Consider the following 20,711-nt stretch of genomic DNA (forward strand, 5'->3'; position numbering starts at 1 on the left):
CCGGCGGTTCTGGCGAGTTCACCCATACGGTGGAGGTGTTGCTGCGCCACCATGCGCACATGACAGAGAGCGGCATGCCTCACTGGGGTGGTTGGCCCGATTCCACCGCCCGCGTCGTCGAACCACCGCCGGTTCCGGCTCAGGGGGTTCGCCGCCTCTGACAACCGTCAGGAGTTCCCATGAATGAGACTGCGGTCGTCCGCACGACCCGAGAGGGCCTTGCCGGGCCGCGCGCCGAAAAGGTGGTATCGCTGGCCCTGCAGGGCGGCGGTGCGCACGGTGCCTTCACCTGGGGGGTGCTCGACGCGATCCTCGAGGACGGGCGGCTGGCCATCGACGCGATGAGCGGTGCCAGCGCCGGTTCGATGAACGCCGTCGTGCTGGTGCAGGGCTGGCTCGACGGCGGCATCGACGGCGCGCGCGGTGCGCTCGAGACGTTCTGGCGGCGGGCCAGCATGGACGGTTTCCTCTCGCCCCTGCAGCGCCGGCTGGTGCGCCGGATGCTGGGCGTGTGGCGCAGTGAAACGGTGGTCAACGCCGTCGTCCACAGCCTCAGCCCGTATCAGGCCAACCCGCTGAACATCAATCCGCTGCGGCGCGCGATCAACAAGCTCGTCGACTTCGAACGCGTGCGCGCCTGCTCCGACGTCGAGATCTTCCTCAGCGCAACCAATGTGTGGACCGGCACGGTGGAGATCTTCAACCGCGATCAGCTCACCTCCGACCATCTGATGGCCTCGGCGTGTCTGCCCACGGTTTTCCAGGCCGTCGAGATCGACGGTGTCCCGTACTGGGACGGCGGTTACATGGGCAACCCCGCACTGTTCCCGCTGCTGTACGAGACCAAGACCGAGGACATCCTGCTCGTGCAGATCAACCCGCTGGAGCGCAAGCACACACCGCGCACGGCACGCCAGATTCGCAACCGGCTCAACGAGATCACGTTCAACAGCAACCTGCTGCGCGAACTGCGCGCCGTGGCGTTCGTACAGCGGCTGATCGAGGAGGGGAAGCTCTCCCCCAACGACTACAAGAACGTCCATCTGCACCGCATCGACGGCAGCGGTGTGCTCGACACCCACCACTCGTCGACCCGCCGCAAAGCGGAATGGGACTATTTCCAGGAGCTGCGCGACGCGGGGCGCAAAGCCGCCCAGTCCTGGCTCGCGGTGAACTACTCGTCGATCGGTGTGCGCGGCACCGTCGACCTGGACGGCGCTCTGCGGTGATCTGACCGCAGGCCTCCCACCGGGCTCCTAATGTGCCCGCCGGCCCCCGGGTGCCGTCGGCGCGCATACCTGACAGGATGCGTTGTATGGAGTATGGAATCGCAGGTGTGGAGGACCCGAGCGGTGCGAGCCGAGGCGGGTGCTGGCGATGACGCCGTCGATAGGTTCCGGGTATCCCGAATCGTGGTCGTCGCGGTTGTGGACGGACATCGAGCCGATCTTCGATGCGATCCTCGTCCATCCGTTCCTCGCCGGACTGACCGACGGTGCGCTGGACCCGGGCGTCTTCGCCCACTACGTCGCCCAGGATGTCCATTACCTGCGTGACTACGCCCGCGCGTTGTCGATCGTCGCGGCGAAGGCCCCGACGCTCGCCGACACGGCGATGTTCGCCGGGCACGCAGCCGGGGTGTTCGACGTCGAGGTGGCACTGCACGCCTCGCTGCTGCCCGAACTCGGCCTCGACTTCACCGCACTCGACGGGGTACCCGTGTCCCCGACGACGCGCGCGTACACCAGCTACCTGCTCGCCACCGCCTACGGCGGCAGCTTCGCCGAGGGTCTCGCCGCCGTCCTGCCCTGCTACTGGATCTACGCCGAGGTCGGCGCGGAGTTGGTCAAGCGCGGCTCACCCGATCCTCGTTACCAGCGCTGGATCGACAGCTACGGCGGGGACGAGTTCGCCGCGACCGTCGGCGAGGTCCTTGCTCTCACCGACAGGACAGGGCCGGGGCTCAGCCCGGCCGAGGAGGCCGCCGCCCGGGCGCATTTCGTGACGACCGCGCGCTACGAGTGGATGTTCTGGGACTCCGCGTACCGGCGTGAAGCGTGGCCGGTGTGACGGCGGCTCAGCCGTCGAGCTCGCCGGCGATACCTCGTTCGATGGCGGCGCGCGTGGTGGGCGGCAGGACGACCAGGCCGTCGAGTTCCCGCCCGGCCAGCGCGTAGGCGCGTTCGCGCTCCTGCGGTGTGGCGGCGGAGTCCGACGCCACCCGCAGCAGGCTCTGCGCCCGTGTCATCCGCTGTTGATCCGCGCGGGAGAAGTCGTTGCGGCGCCTGCGGATCGCCTCGGCTTCGGCGGCGTTGAAGGCGGTCGCGTAATCCTCGACCGCCGCGAGGTAGCGATCGGCGGAGGCGGGGTCGTCGAGCAGGTCCTCAGCCTTCATCGGCCGCAGCAGGTCCGCCCGAAGCTTGGCCCGGTGAAACGCCGTCGTGAGCGAATCGCGCATATCGGTCATCAGGGGAAAATCCAGCAGCTTGGCGGCGTCCAGTTCGTAGTCCAGCCAGCGGGTGTCGGTGCGGGCGTGTTCCTCGATCGTGCGGTTGATCGCCCGCCACCGCGCCGCCGGGTTGCCCGCGGCGTGCGTCAGCCTCGCCGATTGTGGGCTGTCCTCCCCCGTGGCGGGCGGCTCGGCGGGCCTATCTCCCCACTTGCGATTCGCGGCTGAGAACGCCTTCACGGCCGCGACGACGATGCCTGCGAGCGGCACCATGATGATGAGCAGCTCCGCCAGACGAAACAGCAGTCCCACATGGCCAGGATGCCACCACCGCTAGGCTCGGCTCGTGCGCTTCTCCGTCTGGCCGGGCGCCGCGCAGCCGTGGCCCGAACTTCTCGAACTCGCCCAGCACGGCGACAGGGGCTTCTGGCATGCCGTCTACGTCGCCGATCACTTCATGGCGGCCGGCCGAAGCGGGCCGCCGGACATGCTCGAGGCGACCGGTGTGCTGGCGGCGCTGGCCACCGCCACGTCGCGGCTGCGGCTGGCGAACCTCGTGCTGTCGATGACCTACCGGCATCCGGCGGTGCTGGCGAACTCCGCTGCCACGATCGATCACATCAGCGGGGGCCGGCTGACCCTGGGGCTCGGTGCCGGCTGGCAGGTCAACGAGCATGAGCAGTACGGAATCGAGCTCGGTACTCCGCGCGAGCGGGTCGACAGGTTCGCCGAAGGACTCGCCGTCGTCACCGGCTTGCTGAGCGAGCCGACAACCAGTTTCGCGGGCCGGTATTACCGGCTCAGCGACGCCGTCTGTGAGCCCAAACCGGTGCAGTCTCCGTTGCCGCTGCTGATCGGGGCCAGCGGCCCGCGGATGCTGCGCCTGGTCGCCCGCTACGCGCAGCAGTGGAACCAGTGGTCGGCGCCGGGTGGGTTCGGCGAAACGGCGGCGGTGTTGGATGCCGCCTGCGAGCGCGAGGGCCGCGACCCGGCGACGGTCTGGCGGTCGACGCAGGCGCTGATCATCGTCACCGAGACGGCCGAGGAACAGTCCCGAGCCGAGGCGACCGCCGCAAAGCTGCCGCTGCCCGTCGTGCACGGCTCCCCGGCACGGATCGCCGAGCAGGTGGCGCGGTGGCGCGACGAGGGCGTCGACGAGGTGATCGTTCCCGACCGCTCGCTTGGCACCGGCCAGCAGCGCCTCGACCGATACGACGCGCTGGCCGAGGCTTTTGCGCCGCTGGCGTAGACACTTTCGCGCCGCTGGCGCAGACATTTGTGCCGGCCGCAGGCCACGTCCGCCCTTATAGCTCCGAGCTCGACCGCCACAGGTCGATGCCGGAGTCGACCGCATAGCGATCGATCTCGCTGAGCTCCTCGGGTGAGAAGTCGAGATTCTGGACCGCCGCGAGGTTTTCGTCCAGCTGCTCGATGCGGGAGGCACCCACCACCGCCGATGCCACCGTCGGATCGCGCAGCACCCACGCCAGCGCGAGTTGTGCAAGGGTCTGACCGCGGCCCTTGGCGATCGCGGCGAGCGCACCGAGCCGGGTGTGCAGCTCGTCGGTGACCAGTGTCTCGTCGAAGCTTGGACGCTGGGCGGCGCGGACGATCTCGTCGGCCGGCTTGTCGACATAGCGATCGGTGAGCAGGCCCTGCCCCAGGGCGGTGAAGGCGATGGCGCCCATACCGGCGGAGGCGAGTTCGTCGACCAAGCCGCCTTCGATCCAGCGGTTCAGCATCGAGTACGACGGCTGGTGGATCACCAGGGGTGTACCGAGCCGCTTGGCGATCGCGGCGGCGGCGGCGGTGTGCACGGCCGAATACGACGAGATGCCGACGTAGCGCGCCTTGCCCGCGCGGACGATGGAATCGAGGGCGCCGACGGTCTCCTCCAGCGGGGTGTTGGGGTCGAAGCGGTGCGAGTAGAAGATGTCGACATAGTCGATGCCGAGCCGGGCCAGCGATTCGTCCAGGCTGGACAGCAGGTAGGTGCGGCTGCCGAGCTGTCCGTGGGGCCCGGGCCACATGTCCCAGCCCGCCTTGGTGGAGATGATCAGTTCGTTGCGGTAGGGCTTGAAGTCACCGCGCAGCATCCGGCCGAAGTTCTCCTCGGCCGAGCCGTAGGGCGGGCCGTAGTTGTTGGCCAGATCGAAATGCGTGATACCCCGGTCGAATGCGTGGCGCAGCACCTCGCGCTGAGCGGCGAAGGGGCGGTCATCGCCGAAGTTGTACCAAAAGCCCAGCGAGATCGCGGGCAGCAGGAGACCGGATCGGCCGACCCTCCGGTAGGGCATGCCGTCGTATCGGCTGCGGGCCGCAACCCACGGGTCGTGGGTAAAGGGAACACCACCGATCAGCAGATCCTCGTTCATGATTCCGATCGTAGGTTCGGTCGGCGAGCCTGTACGCCGCGCCCCGATTGCAACAGAATGTGGACGCAGTCCACCTGGGAGGACATCAGCCGAGATGAGCGCGACCGGGCAGCACGACGACGCGAGCCCGGCGAATCGGCTGGGAATCGGCCTGGCCGCGGTCGGGCGCCCCGCCTACATCAACGCGGGCCGTGCCGACGATCTGCGCGACGGGCGCAGCTCCGCCCAGGTACATGAGAATCTCGCTGCCACGGGCCGGTCTTGCTATGGGTAGTCGCCTCAGTCGTCGGTGAGCCATTTGCTGGCCGTGTCGCAGCGCGCCCTCACGACGTCTGGGCGATCCTGCGCCGGGCCCGCGATGTCCGCAGGTTGGCACGGTTACCGCAGGTCTTGACGTCGTGCCAGACGCCGCTGTTGTTCCTCGACTGGTCGTAGAACGCCGATCCGCAGGCCGGTTCGCGGCAGCACTTGAGCCGCTGCCAGGTCGAGGACTGCTGGCTGAGCAGAACTTCGGCCCAGACAGCCGACGCAATCCACTGCGCGCCACTGCCGCGCGGCAGCAGATGCACCTGGCCCGAGTCGCTCAACGCGAAGCCGGTCGTCGCGTCGGGTTGGGCCTCGCCGGGGACGCGCGCATCGAGAACGAGAGAGCGCAGCGTGCTCCGCAAAGAGCGCAGCCTGCGGGCATCCCGGTCGGTCAGCACCAGGGCAGGCGCAGGCGTGCCCGACGACTCGGTCCACGCTGCCCCCGCCTCGGTGGCCCAGGCCGTCGCGGCGGAGCCGTCGGTGAGCAGGTCGGGGCCGTATTCGCCGATCGCCCTCGTGTTGAGCAGATCCTGGACCAGCGCCAGACCCGATGGCGCGACCCGAAGTCGGTAGCGGCTGGTTGCCGGCCAGGATTGTGACATAGGTCAACAGTACTTGATTATGTCGGCGCAGAGGGCTATTCCTGACATAGGTAAAGTTCATTCACATAAGTCAAGGAGCCCGACATGGTTGATGTTCACGGTGCGATCGCGATAGTCACCGGCGGCCAACGCGGCCTCGGCAAGGCCATCGTCGACGAGCTGCTCAACCGCGGCGCCGCGAAGGTGTATGCCACCGCGCGCGAGCCCAAGCCCAGTGATAACCCGCGGGTGGTGAGCATCGCCCTCGAGGTCACCGATCCGGATTCGGTTGCCGCCGCGGCGGCCGCCGCCGCCGACGCCCAGATCGTCGTCAACAATGCCGGCGCACTGTCCGGTCCGTCACTGCTGCACGAAGACTTCGAGCAGATCCGGTCCGTCTTCGAGACAAACTACTTCGGCGCCCTCCACGTCGCCCGGGCGTTCGCACCGGTCCTGGCCGCCAACGGTGGCGGCGCACTGGTCGACATCGCCTCGGTGCTGTCCTGGCTCAGTGGATCCGGGGCCTACGGTGACAGCAAGGCCGCGCTGTGGTCGGCGACCAACTCGCTGCGGCTGGAGCTTGCGCCACAGAACACGCTTGTGGTCGGAGCGCATCTGGCCTACACCGACACCGACATGGTGGCCGATGTCGATGCGCCGAAGAACGACCCCCGTGACGTCGCCGGCGCGATACTCGACGTCGTCGAGCGCGGCGAGATCGAGGTGCTCGCCGACGATATGACGCGTGCGGTCAGGGCCGGCCTGTCGGACCCGCTCCGGAATCCGTTGCGCCCGTCGGCTGTCTGAACGGTCGGGCTGTGTCGACTCCCCTGCGGTCCCTCCGATTCGGCGGGTGGCTATTTGGTGCCGTTGTGCCGCAGGGGTATTGAACCTCCCCCGTGTCGCTCGACATCACTATGCCGCACGAGCCGGCAAACGGACAACGGACAATCGCATAGTCATTCGGATGACGCCGGCGTGCCCCGGGTTCTGTGAAGCCGCACAGAATTCTGGTGGCAGTCACGGTAGGCGGTTCGTGCTGCCGTATTCTCGGGTCCGACTGTTCCCTCAGACCAGTCGCCCTCTCGTAGGCGTTGTGCAACAGCTATTTTCACCCGTCGGTCACTGTGGATGCGCTACCCGCACTGGCTTGTTGAGCACAATGCGCAAAAGGTGAAAATCGACCGTTGCGCGGGTTGTGTGCACAACCGAGCCACGGCCATCGTCGATCCGTAACTTCGGGTTGAGCAGGTTCCAGCCAACGGAGCCAGCAAATCCGACGAGGAGTGACCGATGACGAACAACACCACGCAGCCGAACCCCGCCCCCTGGGTGATGGCGCACACCGTTCCGCTGCCGACCGCAGCGAGCGGTGCCCGGCATTTCCCGGCGGGTGTCGACACGGTCGCCGTCGCGGCCATGCAGCCGGACTATCGACAGGACCTCGCATGGTCGTCCGAGCGGCCCGATCCCGAGCCTGCACAACCGCGTTGCCAGGGCGGTCGGGTGCGGGGATGGATGCTGGCGGCCGCCGCGGGCGGGATCGCAACCGTCGCCGCGACCGGTCTCTTTCTGACATCACATGACGGCGCACCCAAGCCAGTTGCGATCGACTCGTCGACAGTCACCACACCCGCACCGGCCGCACCCGCCGCGGCGGCACCGGCACCGGCTATGGCGGCACCGGCGCCCGCAGCCGCGGCGACGCACCCCGCGACCCACCTCGCAACGTGTCGTCGCCCGCGCCGACGGCGGCGTCGGCACCGTCGACGTGGAGCGGGGACAGCGACCGGACCTGGGACCGGGGCGGCGAAACGTGGAGCCGGCAGGACGACGGGTCGTGGCGACAACAGGACAACGGGTCGTGGAGACAACAACGTGGAGACGGCACGTGGAGCGACGACGACGGCACGACGTGGCAGTCCCACGGCGGTCAGAGCTGGCAGGTCGACCACGACCGGAACACTCCACCATCTTGGAACTGGAGCTTGCACCGGTCGGATGGGCATGGCGGCCACGGCGGCGAGAAGTCCTTCGGCGGCTTCTGAAGGCACGGTTGCGATCACCATGAATACAGCGACTACAGCGCCTGCGTTGACGGCGGGCTATCCACCGCATGGCGATGGCACAGGGCGTGGTATCGCGCTCAGCCTGGACAACCTGCCCGTCGGGCCGACCCACCGCAGGGTGGTGGTGGCCATCGGACTGGGCCTGTTCTTCGAGGTCTACGAGATCTTCCTGTCCAGCACGATCGCCACGGCGCTCAAGACCCAGTACGGCCTCGGCGGCATGATGCTGCAGGCGTTGATGGCCTCGTCGTTTCTCGGAATGTTCATCGGCGCAGCGGTTTTCGGCCGGCTCGCGGACCGGTTGGGCCGTCGCCGCGCGTTCCTGATCAATCTCGTGTGGTTCTCGGTGTGGAGCCTCGTCGCCGCCTTCGCACCGAATCCGCTGACCTTGGTCGCGGCGCGGTTCATGGCCGGCGTCGGGGTCGGCGCCGAATATCCCGTCGCGGACTCGTACCTGTCCGATGTGCTGCCCAAGGCGCACCGCGGACGCCTGGCCGCATGGGCGTACACGTGTTCGTTCGCCGCCGTTCCCGCACTGGGATTCCTTTCCCTCGGGCTCAACGGCAGGAGCATATTCGGCGTCGAGGGCTGGCGGATCCTGTTGGTCATCGGGGCGATCGGCGCACTGTTCGTCATCCTGATCCGTCGCGGGCTGCCCGAGTCACCGCGGTGGCTCGCAGGAGTCGGGCGTACCAGGGAGGCGTACGCCGCGCTGGCGGCGTTCGAACGCGGGATACCCGCTCAGGAGCTGCCCGCCGCCGATTACGGCGACAGCACCGCGGTGGCACCTGTCACGCAGGCCGTGCCGTCCGCCGATCCCGTTCGGCGGCTTGGACAGTCGCCGTACCGGGCACGACTGATGATGTTGGGCGTGTTCCACCTGTTCCAGCCGTTCGGCTACTACGGGTTCGGCACGCTGGCCGCGCTGGTGCTGGTCAGCCGCGGGTACGACATCACGTCTTCGCTGCTGTTCACGGCGTTGTCCTTCATCGGCTATCCGGTCGGATCGCTGATCTCGATTCCGCTGCTGAAGAGATTCGAGAGGAAGTACCTGGTCATGGCGAGTGTGGTCGCCATGGCGGGCTGCGGCATCCTGTTCGCGACGGTGCCCTCGCCAGCGCTGATCATCGTCTTCGGACTGCTGACGACCGCCGCGAGCAACGTGTTCTCCAACGTCTACCACGTGTATCAGGCCGAGATCTTCCCCAGCGACGTCCGGGCAACGGCGGTGGGCTGGACCTACTCGGTGTCGCGCCTGTCCAGTGCCGCACTGCCGTTCATCCTCATCCCGGTGCTCGACAAATACGGTGCCGCAGCGATGTTCGGAGTGGTCCTGGCCGCGCTGGCCGTCACCATCGCGGTGGTCGCACCGCTCGGCCCGCGGACCACGGGGCGCAGCGTCGAAGAGATCAACCCCGTCTGATCCCGTTCATCCCCTCAATCGATGAGGTCCGCTGCGATCATCGCGTCATGAAGGATGGGTCCCGAGTCATCATCGACCAGGCTGCCCTGGCCATGAGTAGAACCAGGCCGAATCCGGGCGAAATTGCAGTGGCGCGCTACTGGGCTCGCCCTACTCAATCCGAGGGACGATTCCCATTGCGGACCCGGACCCCCCATGGTGGCGATCCTTCCGCCAACACAGACAGGGAGACACGTCGATGAGTACGCAAGATTCGCCTGTCACGGCGGCGTGACCATGAGTATGCAATGGCCCAATGGACAGTGAGGCAACCATTGTTGCAAGCGTCGGATTCCACTTCCACTATGGCGATCGACTGGATCGACGCGCCATTATCTGACGCCGGAGTGTTTGTTGCAGATGACGTCGACGGATGGCACTACCGTTCCTACACCGAACTCGCCGAAGTATCGTGCCGGATCGGCGGGGCGCTGCGCGCGAACGGTTTGCGCGCGGGGGGCAACGCCTGCATCGTGATGCCCTCCGGGCACCGATGCGTCGCAGCAATGTACGCGGCCTGGTTGTGCGGAGCCACGGTCACGCAGATCGCACCTCCGACCTTCGGTGATGACGCCACATACATCGAGACGATCAGCGCGATACTGCGGAGCGCCGATCCACGTAGCGTGCTGACCTCACCCGAACTGTTGCCAACAGTCGAAAGAGCGGTCCGCGTCGCAGGTTTGTCTCTGGAGCCGCTGTTGCCGACGGAGGATCTGATCGACGCAACGGATCCGATCCGCCGGGCCGACGAACGCGCCGAATGCGCACTGCTGCAGTTCACTTCGGGGTCGACCGGCACCCCACGCGGGGTAATGGTCAGCTGGGCCAACCTTGCCGCGAACCTGCAATCGATCACCAGGATGATCGGTTGGCGATCGGGGGACGTCACGATGTCGTGGCTCCCCCTTTACCACGACATGGGATTGATCAGCCTCCTCATGGGAATCGCGAACCAGGGGTCGTTCTACCTGATGCGCCCTGACCAGTTCATCCGGGACCCGTTGCGGTGGATTCGCGCGATGTCCGGGCTGCAACATACGGTGTCACCGCCGTTCGGGCTCGACTACGCCGCCCGTCGGCTAAGCCCGGAAGATATTGAGGGACTTGATCTTACGTCCTGGACGTCACTGACCACCGGAGCCGAGTGCGTCGACCTGACCGCCTTGCACGCATTCTCCCGGCTGGTCGAACCGGCGGGATTCAACCCCACGGCACTGATCGCCGCCTACGGTCTGGCCGAGGCCACGCTGCTAGTCACCGGAACCCGCCTTGACGACCCGATCAGCGCCGTTCGCATCGACAAGTCATCACTGCGGCCCGGGCGGCCGGTTGCGGTCCTCGACTGTGCACAATTCAGCGGACAGCAGCTACCAGGTACCGGGTGGATCGCTGGTGTGGGTCCGGCCGGCTCCGAGGTCAGCATCATCGACCAGGACGGCGCGCGGCTGCCCGACGGAACCCTTGGGGAGATCGCGGTGTCTTCGCCGTCCGTCGCCATGGGGTATCACGGAGCCAAATCGGACCCGGGCACCTCCACTCGATTCGCCGACGCCGGTGTGCTGCACACCGGTGATGCGGGATTCTGTTTCGCCGGACAGGTATTCGTGCTCGGGCGGATGGGTTCGGCTCTCAAGGTGCGGGGCAAATCCGTGTTCATGGAAGACCTCGAAACACGACTCGCCGCGGTGACCGGGATTCCCAAAGGCAAGTTCTGCGCGGTCGCACACAGCGGGGTGGGACGGCCGGGTGTCGTCCTCTTCGCCGAAACCTCGGCGGGCAGCTGGGTGGGTACCGCCCGCCGTCTGCTGCGATCCGATATTGGTCCCGCCCCGACGGTTCAAATCGTGATCGGGCCGCCGAGATTCATCCGGAGAACCTCCAGCGGCAAACCGCGCCGCGAGAAGATGTGGGCTCTGCTCGTGGCCGGTGATTTGGTCGAGGGAACGGTGATCGGCAGCTCAACATTCACCGCCGACCGTGAACAAACCCGCGCACAGGGCGACCATCAACCCCATTTGCGGGATACCGGATGAGCGCGCCGCAAGAATTCGCAGAGCCCGAGCGCCAGCGGGTGATCCGGCTGATCACCGCGCTGGCGGTGCCGCGGCGGATGCCCGACGACGTCGAGGCCCTAGCGGCCGACGCCCGGCTTATCGACGATCTCGGATTCGATTCCGTGCGGCTGATCGAACTGACCATGGCATTGGAGCGCGCCTTTGGACTTCCCCCACAGCGTCCCGAGAATCTCGCGACGATCAACACCGTCGACGACGTGGTGACGTTTGCCCTGACCGCAGCGAAGGATTCGGCGTGAGCCCGGGCCGCGCCATCCTGGTCACCGGGGCGACGGGGCTGATCGGAGCCGAGGTGGTGGCCCGGTTGTCGCCACGTCGTCCTGTTATCGCGGTGACACACCGGCAGCCGCAACTCATACGCACCGATGGCTCCACCGTGCTCTCGGACGAGTACGGGCAGCGGTGGTCAGGTGGGGGCGTCGCTCGCTTGGCGGCCGACGTGCGCGAACCTGGGTTCGGTGTCTCCGAACAGGTACTCGACGAGCTCGAGGAAGCGGTCGGATGCATCGTGCACGCAGCCGCCACAATCGCTTTCGACGCTCCTGAAGCGGAATACCGACGAGTGAACATCGCCGGCACAGCGCACGCTATCGACCTGGCACAGCGATGGAAGGTGCCACTGGTCCATGTCAGCACCGCGTACGTCTGTGGCCGTCGCAACGGAACGATCGCCGAGAACGAGCTGGACGTCGGACAGGAGTTCAGCAACGGATATGAGCGGAGCAAGTGCCGCGCCGAACAACTGGTGAATGAGGCACCGGTGGGTTCGGTCATTCTGCGTCCCGCGATCGTCGCCGGAGAAGCGGCCACCGGCGCCGTGCGCGACTACAGGAACCTCTACACCCTCCTCAGGTTGATCGTCGAGGGGAAACTGCGGCGCCTCCCGGGCCGCTACGACGCCACCCTCTCTCTGGTTCCCGTGGACTATGTCGCCGACGCCGTCGTCGCGGCGACCGAACTGGTCGGCACCGGTGACGCAGCCATCTTGGGCCGCACATTCCATCTGCCGGGCGCCAACACGGTGTCGCTACGTGAGGTGTCCGACGTGCTGGCCGAATATCCGTTCTTCGCGGTCGGCACCTTCGTACCGCCGACAGCCTTCTCCGTCGAGGACCTCGACCCCATCGAACGCGACTACTACCAGCGCATCGGCGCCCAATACACCTGCTATCTCGATCGGACACGAACATTCGACGACACCAACACCAGGACACTGCTCGGCCTCGTCCCGCCGGCGACCGGTGTGGACTACCTCCGCCGTCTACTGGATTTCTGCTTGGCGGTCGGCTATTTGGGGCGGCCGGTGCCTTCGACATCGGAGCTATCGACGACTCTCGCCAAGGGGTTGTCCCGGTCGCCGGGGTCGCGAGGGCGCAGCCCGATGCCGTTCACGGAATCCGATCTCACCGCCGAGTTCTTCACCCAACTCCTGCGCGAGCGGACCGGAGATGTAAAGGTCGAAGTCACCGCGGCTACCCGAACGGGCCGCGCGCTCAGGGGCACCTTGTCGGCGATCGTGCAGGCTGCGAATCCAGACAGGTTCATCGGGGTCGCGCCGTTGCGGCTCGAGTTCGCCGACCGGCCCGCGGTCGATGTGATGGTGAAGTCGAAGCCGCTCGACACCGAGATCGCCACCACACTCGCGGCGGTCATGTCGATGGCGGGCGGCGATATCACCGCTGCATGGCAGAGCTGCGCGGATGCAAGCCACTTCATCGACCTGCACCGGCGCGAGATCGGCTTCTACCGCGACGCTCCCGACGCCGTGAAAGCCATCACACCGCGTTGTTTCGGTACTTATGAGAACGCGGAACGGGGCGGCTTCGTGGTGGTGCTCGAGCGTCTCGACGGCAACGTCGAGTTCCTCGACGCCGCCGACACGCCCGAAGTCTGGACTACCGAACGGCTCGAAGCGGCGATCGCCGGCATCACCGGCGTGCATGCGCACTGGCTGGGCCGCGAGGCCGAGCTGCTCGGCGCCGATTCGTGGGTAGGCCGCGATGACGAGACGCCCGGGATGCTCCCGTTGTGGCGCGCCATGTACGACCGGTACCGGACCGACTTCCCGCAGTGGGTCGACGACGCAACCTACGACCGGGCCACCGCGGTGATCGACGCGACCCCGAAGTGGTGGCCGGAACTGGTCGCGATGCCGCGAACGCTGGTGCACAACGACTTCAACCCGCGCAACATAGCGCTGCGGAAGGGCGGCGGCAGCCTGGTCGCCTTCGACTGGGAACTCGCGACGGTGCACGTGCCGCAGCGCGATCTCGTCGACCTGCTCGCGCACGTGCTCGGGCCCGACGCGAGCACGGAGTCGGTCGATCACTTCCTCGAATTCCATCGCCGTGCACTCGAATCCGCTACCGGTGCCACGTTCGATGCCGATGTGTGGCGACGCGGATATCAGCTCTGCCTCGCCGAATTCAGCATCAACCGCCTACCGGTGATAGCGCTCGGCCAGCGCTGGCTGCCGCTGCCCTGGTTCGACCCTCTCGTGCGGACCACCAAGCGCCTCGCGGACATCGAACGCGACCGTAGTTGCCCCAAGGTCGGCCGATGCGCCTGAAATCGATTGCAATTTTTGCCATGTCGCGCCGCCGACTGGTGCTCATCGCTGCGCTGCTGTTCGTCATCATCAGCGGAGCCGTCGGCGCCGATGCGATCGAGAAACTGTCCAGTGGTGGGTTCAACGACCCCGGATCGGAATCCGTGCACGCCGACCGGCAATTGCGCGACACCTTCGGCATCGCGGTGCCGACCTTCGTACTGCTCGGGTCCGCCGACGCACCGATCGACTCGCCCGAGGTCGCTGCAGCAGGACGTGAACTGGTGGACCGGCTTGCGCACGCGCAAGGCGTCGAGCGGGTCGACTCCTATTGGACGTCAGGTCAACTCGGTTCGACACTGCTGAGCAAGGACGGCCGGAAGGCGCTCATCCGCGCCCAGCTCGCCGGCGACGACAACGAACTCGCCAAACTAGGACGGGCTCTGGCGGCAGAGTTCGGTGGCACACGCGGCCCGCTGCACGTCGAGGCGACCGGCTACGCGGTGTTGCTCGCCGAAACAGAGGACATCGCAAAACAGGACCTGGTCAAGTCGGAGGCCATCGCGATACCGCTCACGTTCATCGCACTGTTCCTGATCTTCCGCGGTGTGGTCGCCGCCCTGCTACCGGTCGGGATCGGCGTCTTGTCGATCGTCGGAACGACATTCGCGATGCGCGTGCTCGGCGAGGTCACCGACGTGTCGATCTTCGCGATCAACCTGGCGTCGGCACTCGGGCTGGCCCTCGCCATCGACTACAGCCTGCTGATCGTCGAGCGCTACCGCGAGGAACTCCAGGAGCGCGACGGCCCCCCCGACAGACCCGGAGCGATTCTCGCCGCGTTGACCACCGCCGGACGTACGGTCGTCTTCTCCGCCGCGACGGTCGCTTTGGCGCTGTCGGCACTCGCGGTGTTCCCGATGTACTTCCTGCGATCGTTCGCCTACGCGGGGATCTGCGTCGTCGCGATCGCTGTCGTCGGCGCCGTCGTCGTCCTGCCCGCCATACTCGCCGCCGTCGGACCCCGCATCGACGCGTTCTCCTTCGCCCGGCAGCGCAGGCGGATGCCACCGGGCACCGGGCGCTGGCACACGATCGCGACGGTGGTGATGCGCCGGCCCGTCCCGATCACGATTGCGTCCGTCGGCGTGCTCGCGGCGCTGGCGGTGCCGTTCGCGGGCGCCAAGTTGGTGTTTCCCGACGACCGCAACCTGCCCGCGTCGTCGGCCGCCGCCAAGGCGAGCAACGAGATCCGGGCGGATTTTGCACTGCCCGAGAATGGCACGCTTGCGGTATTCGCCGACGGATTCACCAGCGCCACAGACGATTATGGGGTCAGGCTGTCTATGGTGCCCGGCGTCACCGCGGTCCACGGTCCGGACGGGACGTTCCAGGACGGTCAGCGCACCGCGCAGCGCTCGTCGCTCGAACGCGCCCATTTCGTCAAGAACGAGCATGCGCGGTTCGCCGTCGAGACCGACGTCGAGCCGTTGTCCCCGCAGGGTGAGGAGCTGGTTCGTGACGTGCGGGCGGTGCCATCGCCGTTCACGACGGCAGTCACCGGGCTGGGTGCGCAGACCTATGACGGCAAGGAAGCAATCGTGCACCGGCTACCGGTGGCCTTGGCGATCATCGCGATCACGACGTTCGTGATGCTGATGTGGCTCACCCGCAGCGTGTTCCTGCCGGTCAAGGCGATCGTGTTGACCACGCTGAGCCTCACTGCCGCCTTCGGCGCGCTCGTGTTCGTCTTCCAGGACGGCCATTTGCGTTGGCTCGTCGGTGATTTCACCGTCACCCACACGCTGAATACGCTCGGGCCGCCGCTGCTGTTCTGTGTCGCCTTCGGCCTGTCGATGGACTACGAAGTCTTCATGCTCGCTCGCATCAAGGAGGAGTACGACCGGCTCGGGGGCGACAGTGCGGCCGACAACACCGCCGCAGTGGCGCGTGGACTCGAGGCGACCGGTCCGATCGTCACCGCAGCAGCGGTCGTCATGGCGATCGTGTTCGTCTCGCTCGCCACCTCCGGACTCACCACGGTGAAGTCGCTCGGCGTCGGGCTTGCGATCGCGGTACTCATGGACGCGACGATCGTGCGCGCCCTGCTGGTACCTGCGTTCATGCGCCTGGCAGGCAGGATCAACTGGTGGGCGCCTCGCTGGTTGCAACAGCGAGAGCGAGAGAAGGTCGCAGTCGCCACATGACCAAACAGCCGACCGCGATGAGGCCGCTGGCATACCGGCTGCTGGCCTGGGGAAATGAGCGGTTCGGGCCCGCACCCATCCTGCTGTACTTCCTGCTGTACCTGGCCGGAATCCTGTACGCCCGAGCCATTGCCGGTGACCCGAACCCCTCGGTCTCGACGCTCGATGTCGTCGCCTTCAGCGCGGTCTTCGGCTACTTCCTGCTGGTTCGGGTGCTCGACGAGCACAAGGACTACGACAAGGACTGCATCAATTTCCCCGACCGCGTCCTGCAGCGCGGCCTGGTCACGCTCGACCAGTTGAAAGTGATCGGCGCACTCGCCCTGGTACCGCAGATTGTGGTGTCGATACTGGTGGACGGCGGGATCGGACCGGTCACGCTTGCCTGGCTCGTGCTGTTCGGTTGGACGATGTTGATGTTGAAGGAATTCTTCGCGGGTCAGTGGCTCGAGCCGAAGCTGGTGCTGTATGCGATCACCCACCTCTTCGCCGGACCGCTGGCGCTGATCTGGATCGCCCTGATCGGTGCCGACGGCAAGCACCTGCCTGCGAGCGTCGGGTGGCTGGCGCTGATGGCGTTCCTCGTCGGGGCGACACTCGAGGTCGGACGTAAGCTGCACGCTCCCGAGGACGAGCGGGAAACCGTCGCGTCCTATACGAAGTCGTTCGGCGGACCGGCCGGGGCGGCTGCCGTGCTGACGGTCCTGATCATCGGGACCGTTGCCAACTGTGCAGTGCTGCTGGCGGTAGTTCGTGCGGACACGGTCGTGACGACGACGATCTTCGTCGTCGTCACCGTCGCCGCTGTCGCCATGACGGTGCAATTCGGGTTGCGGCCCAGCGCGAGATTCACCAAGATCGCTGAATTGGCGAGTGCGCTCGCAGTTCTCGTGTCACTCATCGTCGTGATCACCGGCGTGTTGACCGTAGTGCGCCCATGACCGTTCTCGACATGACCGAAGCAGCCGACGCCGAACGCATCGGCGGCAAGGCGGCCGGACTGACCCGACTGGCTGCCGCCGGTGTTCGCGTGCCGTGGTGGATCGTCGTGGTCGCCGAGGAATTCGAGCGCCACATCGCCGGGATTGACCCCTGCCGACCGGCCGCGCAAGTGCGTGCGCAGATCCTCTCCAGGCCGGTCGACGACGAACTCGCTGCGACACTCACCGACCGGCTCGCCGGCCGCGGCCCGTTCGCCGTGCGCAGTTCGGGGGTCGGTGAGGACAGCGACACCCGTTCTTTTGCGGGTGCTTTCGACACATACCTGTATCTCGACGCCGACGCCGTGGTCGACGCCGTGCGCCGATGCTGGGCGTCGGCGTTCAACGACCGGGCCGTGGCCTACCGCCGCAACACTGCCGCAGCCACCGCACCGCCGGCAGTGGCCGTGATCGTCCAGGAGATGGCCGAGGGCGATGTCTCCGGCGTTTTGTTCACCCGGAATCCGTTGTCTGGCCGGGACGACGAGATTGTGGTCAGTGCCAGCTGGGGTCTCGGCGAAGGCATCGTCTCAGGGCAGGTCGACACCGACCAGTACATCTGGTCGCACGCCGGCGTCGAGCTGTCGGCAACGATCGCCGATAAGGCGACGAGGGTGGTGCGGCGTCCGGGCGGGCACCGCACGCACGAGGCGCCGGTGCCGCCGGACCAGCGTTGCGTGCGGTGCTTGAGTCACGACCAGTTGTGCGCATTGACATCTGCCGCAATGCGGGTCTCCCGCTATCTCGATGCGCCGCAGGATATCGAATGGACCGCGCGCGGCACCGACGTCGTGCTGTTGCAGACACGCCCGATCACTGCGTCAGCCACGGCCGATCCTGTCGGCGAATGGCGAATCGTCTGGGACAACAGCAACATCCAGGAGAGTTTCAACGGCATCACCAGTCCCCTGTCGTTCTCCTACGCGGTTGCCGTGTACGACACCGTTCAGCGGCACTCGCTGCGGATGATCGGCGTTCCCGAGGCGACGCTCGAGGAATACCGGCCGGTGCTGCGCAACATGATCGGCCTCGTCTCGGGCCGGGTCTACTACAACATCAACAACTGGTACCGCGTCCTCAAGTTGTTGCCGTCGTTCGACCGCAACAAGGAGGATCTCGAACACATCATGGGCGTCGAGCATCCGGTCGACTTCGTGACCGACATCTCGCTGTCGCGCGGCGAGAAGCTGCGCCGGCTGCCGTACATGTTGCGCGTCGGTGCACGGCTCGGCTGGAAGATCTATCGGCGCCCTGCGCTGGTCGAGGAGTTCCAGACCCAGATCCCGCAACTGATTTCGCAACTACACGTCGAACTCGCCGCGGCGCAGAGCCTGCAGGACGTGCTCGCGCTGGCCGAGCGCGGCCTACGCGTGTTCGACCTCTGGACTGTGCCGACGCTCAACGACTTCTACATGGGCACTCAGTCCGGCCGTGCGCGGCGCATCGTCGCCAAGGTCGCCCGTGACGCCGAACACATCGTGGCCGGACTCCTGGGTGCCGAGGAAGCTGTCGAGTCGCTCGAGCCAACAAGGCATCTCATGACGCTCGCCAAGCACATCCAGGACGACCCCGACCTGACGGAGGCGCTGACGGTCGGCGCCCCGGCGGCGGCGGTGGCGGTCCTGCGCGAGCGCTCGACCTACGTTGCCGCGTCACTCGACGACTACCTGGCCCGTTACGGCGACCGGCTTGCCGGTGAGCAGAAGCTGGAAACCGTGTCGCTGCAGGATGATCCGTCCTTTCTGGCGATCGCGTTGCGCAACTTCGTTGCCGACGAGCACCTGTCGCCGATCGATCTCCAGGATCGCCACCTCGGGCGGCGCGCCGAGTTCGAGCGCGAAGTCATGGACAAGTTGACCGGGCGCGATCGCCGCAAGCTGCGGGGCGTGCTCCGCCGGGTCCGGTCGGCGGTCGAGGCTCGCGAGAACATGCGGTTCACCCGGACGCGGTTGCTCGGTGCGATGCGGGCGATCTACACCGACGCCGGCAGGCGGATGGCCGCTGCCGGATTGCTGGACGACCCGCGGCAGATCTTCTACCTCACCATCGACGAATTGCACGCACATGCCGAGGGCCGTTCCGTCACCGCCGATCTCGCGGCGCTCGCCCGGCAGCGGCACGAGGAGTTCACCGCCTACGCTGCCGAGGAGCCGCCGAACCAGTTCGAGACCTACGGCCTGCCCGGCACCGGACGCCGGGTGACTCCCAAATGCGCACGTGCGACAGCTGCAACGGCGGTGCTGCGCGGAATCGGTTGCAGCCCGGGCGTCGCCGAAGGCGAGCTGTGCGTGATCCGAGATCCGAACGACGACGTCGACGTGAAGGGCAGGGTCATCACGGCGATCCGCACCGATCCCGGATGGGGGCCGTTGTTCCCCAGCGCCGCAGCCATTCTCGTCGAGCGTGGGAGTCCGGTTTCGCATTCGGCGATCCTGGCGCGCGAACTGGGAATCCCTGCGGTGGTGGGGATTCCGGGGCTCATCGACGCCGTGCGCAACGGCGAGCGGGTTCGCCTCGACGGTCGCACCGGCACCGTCGAACGCCTCGAGGTCCGGCAGTGATCGACACCGCGCTGCCGGGCCCGCCACCGGAGGGATTTCTCGAGCTACCTGAGATGGTCTACGCCGACGATCCCGGATGGTTGCCGGAGGAGCCCGAACGTATCGCGCTGCTGTTCAGTTCGCCCAACCCGTGGCTGGCGCAGGTCGACGCACATGCGTTCTGCGTCCCGGGCGGGGTGCGTGCCGCGGTGTTCGCCCGGCCCGGATATGTGCTCGACGGGCGCAAGGCCGCGTGGTTCGGTTACTGGGAGAGCACGGGCGACCGCGCGGCCGAGGAGCTCGTCATGGCCGAGGTGCGCCGGTGGTCGCGCACAGCGGGCGCGCAACTGCTGCTGGGCCCGATCGATTTCTCCACCGTACTGCACTTCCGTGCATTACTGTCGGCGGAGCCCGGGGCGATGCCGTTCGTCGGCGAACCGTGGAACCCGCTGCGCTACGGGCCGTCCTGGCAGGCAATGGGATTCGAACCCTACGTGTCGTACGTATCGATCGTGCTGGATCGCGACGACATCGTCGCCCTGGTCGCCGACAAGACGCATATTCGACAGAACCTCGCTGCGCGCGGCTACGCGTTCGAAGCGTTCGATCCTACGACGTGGACGCAGCGCACCGACGAACTGTTGGGGCTCGCCAACGCGGTATTCGCCGACAACGTGGCGTTCATGCCCATCAGCCGGCCGGAGTTCGAGCAGTACATGGTCCCGGGCCTGGCCACGACGGTCGATCCCGGCCGGAGCGTACTCGCGTTCGGGCCGCACGGCGACGTGGCAGGGTTCATTCTGATGTACCCGCACTACGCTCCGCTGTGCCGCGGCGCCGACGCAATCTCGGTGAGCAGCTTGCGCTTCGAGAAGCATGCGGTCGCGGCGCCGCCGACGATGGTGCTCAAGACCGGCGGTACAACGCCGATCCACCGGCGGATCGGACTTGCCCACGCAATGGTGTCCGTGGCGGCGGAGCGCGCCCTGGCGGCGGGCGTCGAGCAGCTGTTCGTCTCGACGATGCGCGCCGACAACCGAAGCCGGCTGTTGTTTCCGCGCTATCGCGACCAGCGCTGGTACGGCATTTTCGCGAGTCCGTTGTAGTTAGCGAGAT

Annotated in this window: 17 protein-coding genes; 14 read left to right on the forward strand and 3 right to left on the reverse strand. The window is 66.8% G+C overall.

Annotation, left to right across the window (positions count from 1 at the left end):
- Positions 1 to 179 precede the first annotated feature (179 nt).
- The gene (locus ADBZ6K_RS06230) at positions 180 to 1,229 is read left to right on the forward strand and encodes a patatin-like phospholipase family protein (RefSeq protein WP_526345013.1); all 1,050 of its coding nucleotides are present in this window, start codon (positions 180 to 182) and stop codon (positions 1,227 to 1,229) included.
- Positions 1,230 to 1,377: 148 nt separating this feature from the next.
- The gene (gene tenA, locus ADBZ6K_RS06235) at positions 1,378 to 2,070 is read left to right on the forward strand and encodes a thiaminase II (protein WP_526345014.1); all 693 of its coding nucleotides are present in this window, start codon (positions 1,378 to 1,380) and stop codon (positions 2,068 to 2,070) included.
- 7 nt (positions 2,071 to 2,077) lie between these two features.
- Here the strand turns inward: tenA and ADBZ6K_RS06240 are convergent, their stop codons facing one another.
- Positions 2,078 to 2,761 (reverse strand): hypothetical protein, encoded by a 684-nt coding sequence (locus ADBZ6K_RS06240; protein WP_526345015.1) that lies wholly within the window; start codon positions 2,759 to 2,761, stop codon positions 2,078 to 2,080.
- A gap of 34 nt (positions 2,762 to 2,795) precedes the next feature.
- On the opposite strand from ADBZ6K_RS06240, the gene ADBZ6K_RS06245 reads away from it, so the two are divergent.
- On the forward strand, positions 2,796 to 3,698 hold the full coding sequence (locus tag ADBZ6K_RS06245) for an LLM class flavin-dependent oxidoreductase (RefSeq protein ID WP_526345016.1): 903 nt from the start codon (positions 2,796 to 2,798) through the stop codon (positions 3,696 to 3,698).
- A 55-nt stretch (positions 3,699 to 3,753) separates the two neighbouring features.
- On the opposite strand, the gene ADBZ6K_RS06250 is transcribed toward ADBZ6K_RS06245, so the two are convergent.
- On the reverse strand, positions 3,754 to 4,824 hold the full coding sequence (locus ADBZ6K_RS06250; protein WP_526345017.1) for an aldo/keto reductase: 1,071 nt from the start codon (positions 4,822 to 4,824) through the stop codon (positions 3,754 to 3,756).
- 94 nt (positions 4,825 to 4,918) lie between these two features.
- Between ADBZ6K_RS06250 and ADBZ6K_RS06255 the strand changes: the two genes are divergently transcribed.
- A complete protein-coding gene (locus tag ADBZ6K_RS06255; protein ID WP_526345018.1) occupies positions 4,919 to 5,098 on the forward strand; it encodes a hypothetical protein in 180 nt (59 codons plus the stop codon).
- 49 nt (positions 5,099 to 5,147) lie between these two features.
- Here ADBZ6K_RS06255 and ADBZ6K_RS06260 read toward each other — a convergent pair whose 3' ends face one another.
- Positions 5,148 to 5,732, reverse strand: coding sequence for a CGNR zinc finger domain-containing protein (locus ADBZ6K_RS06260; RefSeq protein WP_526345019.1), 585 nt, complete (start codon positions 5,730 to 5,732; stop codon positions 5,148 to 5,150).
- Positions 5,733 to 5,816: 84 nt separating this feature from the next.
- On the opposite strand from ADBZ6K_RS06260, the gene ADBZ6K_RS06265 reads away from it, so the two are divergent.
- From ADBZ6K_RS06265 to ADBZ6K_RS06310, 10 genes are all read left to right on the forward strand, one after another.
- A complete protein-coding gene (locus ADBZ6K_RS06265) occupies positions 5,817 to 6,518 on the forward strand; it encodes an SDR family oxidoreductase (protein WP_526345020.1) in 702 nt (233 codons plus the stop codon).
- 923 nt (positions 6,519 to 7,441) lie between these two features.
- Positions 7,442 to 7,759: a hypothetical protein gene (locus ADBZ6K_RS06270; RefSeq protein ID WP_526345021.1), complete on the forward strand. Its 318-nt coding sequence runs from the start codon at positions 7,442 to 7,444 to the stop codon at positions 7,757 to 7,759.
- A gap of 19 nt (positions 7,760 to 7,778) precedes the next feature.
- Positions 7,779 to 9,203 (forward strand): MFS transporter, encoded by a 1,425-nt coding sequence (locus tag ADBZ6K_RS06275; protein WP_526345022.1) that lies wholly within the window; start codon positions 7,779 to 7,781, stop codon positions 9,201 to 9,203.
- A gap of 344 nt (positions 9,204 to 9,547) precedes the next feature.
- Positions 9,548 to 11,278, forward strand: a complete 1,731-nt coding sequence (locus tag ADBZ6K_RS06280; protein WP_526345023.1) for an AMP-binding protein — start codon at positions 9,548 to 9,550, stop codon at positions 11,276 to 11,278.
- Positions 11,275 to 11,559 (forward strand): acyl carrier protein, encoded by a 285-nt coding sequence (locus tag ADBZ6K_RS06285; protein ID WP_526345024.1) that lies wholly within the window; start codon positions 11,275 to 11,277, stop codon positions 11,557 to 11,559. The genes ADBZ6K_RS06280 and ADBZ6K_RS06285 overlap by 4 nt, the downstream gene beginning before the upstream one ends.
- On the forward strand, positions 11,556 to 13,889 hold the full coding sequence (locus tag ADBZ6K_RS06290; RefSeq protein ID WP_526345025.1) for an SDR family oxidoreductase: 2,334 nt from the start codon (positions 11,556 to 11,558) through the stop codon (positions 13,887 to 13,889). The genes ADBZ6K_RS06285 and ADBZ6K_RS06290 overlap by 4 nt, the downstream gene beginning before the upstream one ends.
- Positions 13,890 to 13,909: 20 nt before the next feature.
- On the forward strand, positions 13,910 to 16,075 hold the full coding sequence (locus tag ADBZ6K_RS06295) for an MMPL family transporter (RefSeq protein ID WP_526345026.1): 2,166 nt from the start codon (positions 13,910 to 13,912) through the stop codon (positions 16,073 to 16,075).
- Positions 16,072 to 17,016, forward strand: coding sequence for a hypothetical protein (locus ADBZ6K_RS06300; protein WP_526345027.1), 945 nt, complete (start codon positions 16,072 to 16,074; stop codon positions 17,014 to 17,016). Before ADBZ6K_RS06295 ends, ADBZ6K_RS06300 begins: the two co-directional genes overlap by 4 nt.
- 11 nt (positions 17,017 to 17,027) lie before the next feature.
- Positions 17,028 to 19,616, forward strand: a complete 2,589-nt coding sequence (locus ADBZ6K_RS06305; protein ID WP_526345028.1) for a phosphoenolpyruvate synthase — start codon at positions 17,028 to 17,030, stop codon at positions 19,614 to 19,616.
- Positions 19,613 to 20,701 (forward strand): hypothetical protein, encoded by a 1,089-nt coding sequence (locus ADBZ6K_RS06310; RefSeq protein WP_526345029.1) that lies wholly within the window; start codon positions 19,613 to 19,615, stop codon positions 20,699 to 20,701. The genes ADBZ6K_RS06305 and ADBZ6K_RS06310 overlap by 4 nt, the downstream gene beginning before the upstream one ends.
- The last annotated feature ends 10 nt before the right edge of the window (positions 20,702 to 20,711 follow it).

It is taken from the genome of Mycobacterium sp. (assembly GCF_044223235.1).
Lineage (GTDB): Bacteria > Actinomycetota > Actinomycetes > Mycobacteriales > Mycobacteriaceae > Mycobacterium.

Coding starts and splice junctions, on each gene's coding strand:
- ADBZ6K_RS06230 (WP_526345013.1), top strand. CDS start 180: ATGAATGAGACTGCGGTCGTCCGCACGACCCGAGAGGGCCTTGCCGGG.
- ADBZ6K_RS06285 (WP_526345024.1), top strand. CDS start 11,275: ATGAGCGCGCCGCAAGAATTCGCAGAGCCCGAGCGCCAGCGGGTGATC.
- ADBZ6K_RS06250 (WP_526345017.1), bottom strand. CDS start 4,824: ATGAACGAGGATCTGCTGATCGGTGGTGTTCCCTTTACCCACGACCCG.
- ADBZ6K_RS06295 (WP_526345026.1), top strand. CDS start 13,910: ATGTCGCGCCGCCGACTGGTGCTCATCGCTGCGCTGCTGTTCGTCATC.
- ADBZ6K_RS06255 (WP_526345018.1), top strand. CDS start 4,919: ATGAGCGCGACCGGGCAGCACGACGACGCGAGCCCGGCGAATCGGCTG.
- tenA (WP_526345014.1), top strand. CDS start 1,378: ATGACGCCGTCGATAGGTTCCGGGTATCCCGAATCGTGGTCGTCGCGG.
- ADBZ6K_RS06275 (WP_526345022.1), top strand. CDS start 7,779: ATGAATACAGCGACTACAGCGCCTGCGTTGACGGCGGGCTATCCACCG.
- ADBZ6K_RS06260 (WP_526345019.1), bottom strand. CDS start 5,732: ATGTCACAATCCTGGCCGGCAACCAGCCGCTACCGACTTCGGGTCGCG.
- ADBZ6K_RS06300 (WP_526345027.1), top strand. CDS start 16,072: ATGACCAAACAGCCGACCGCGATGAGGCCGCTGGCATACCGGCTGCTG.
- ADBZ6K_RS06265 (WP_526345020.1), top strand. CDS start 5,817: ATGGTTGATGTTCACGGTGCGATCGCGATAGTCACCGGCGGCCAACGC.
- ADBZ6K_RS06305 (WP_526345028.1), top strand. CDS start 17,028: ATGACCGAAGCAGCCGACGCCGAACGCATCGGCGGCAAGGCGGCCGGA.
- ADBZ6K_RS06280 (WP_526345023.1), top strand. CDS start 9,548: ATGGCGATCGACTGGATCGACGCGCCATTATCTGACGCCGGAGTGTTT.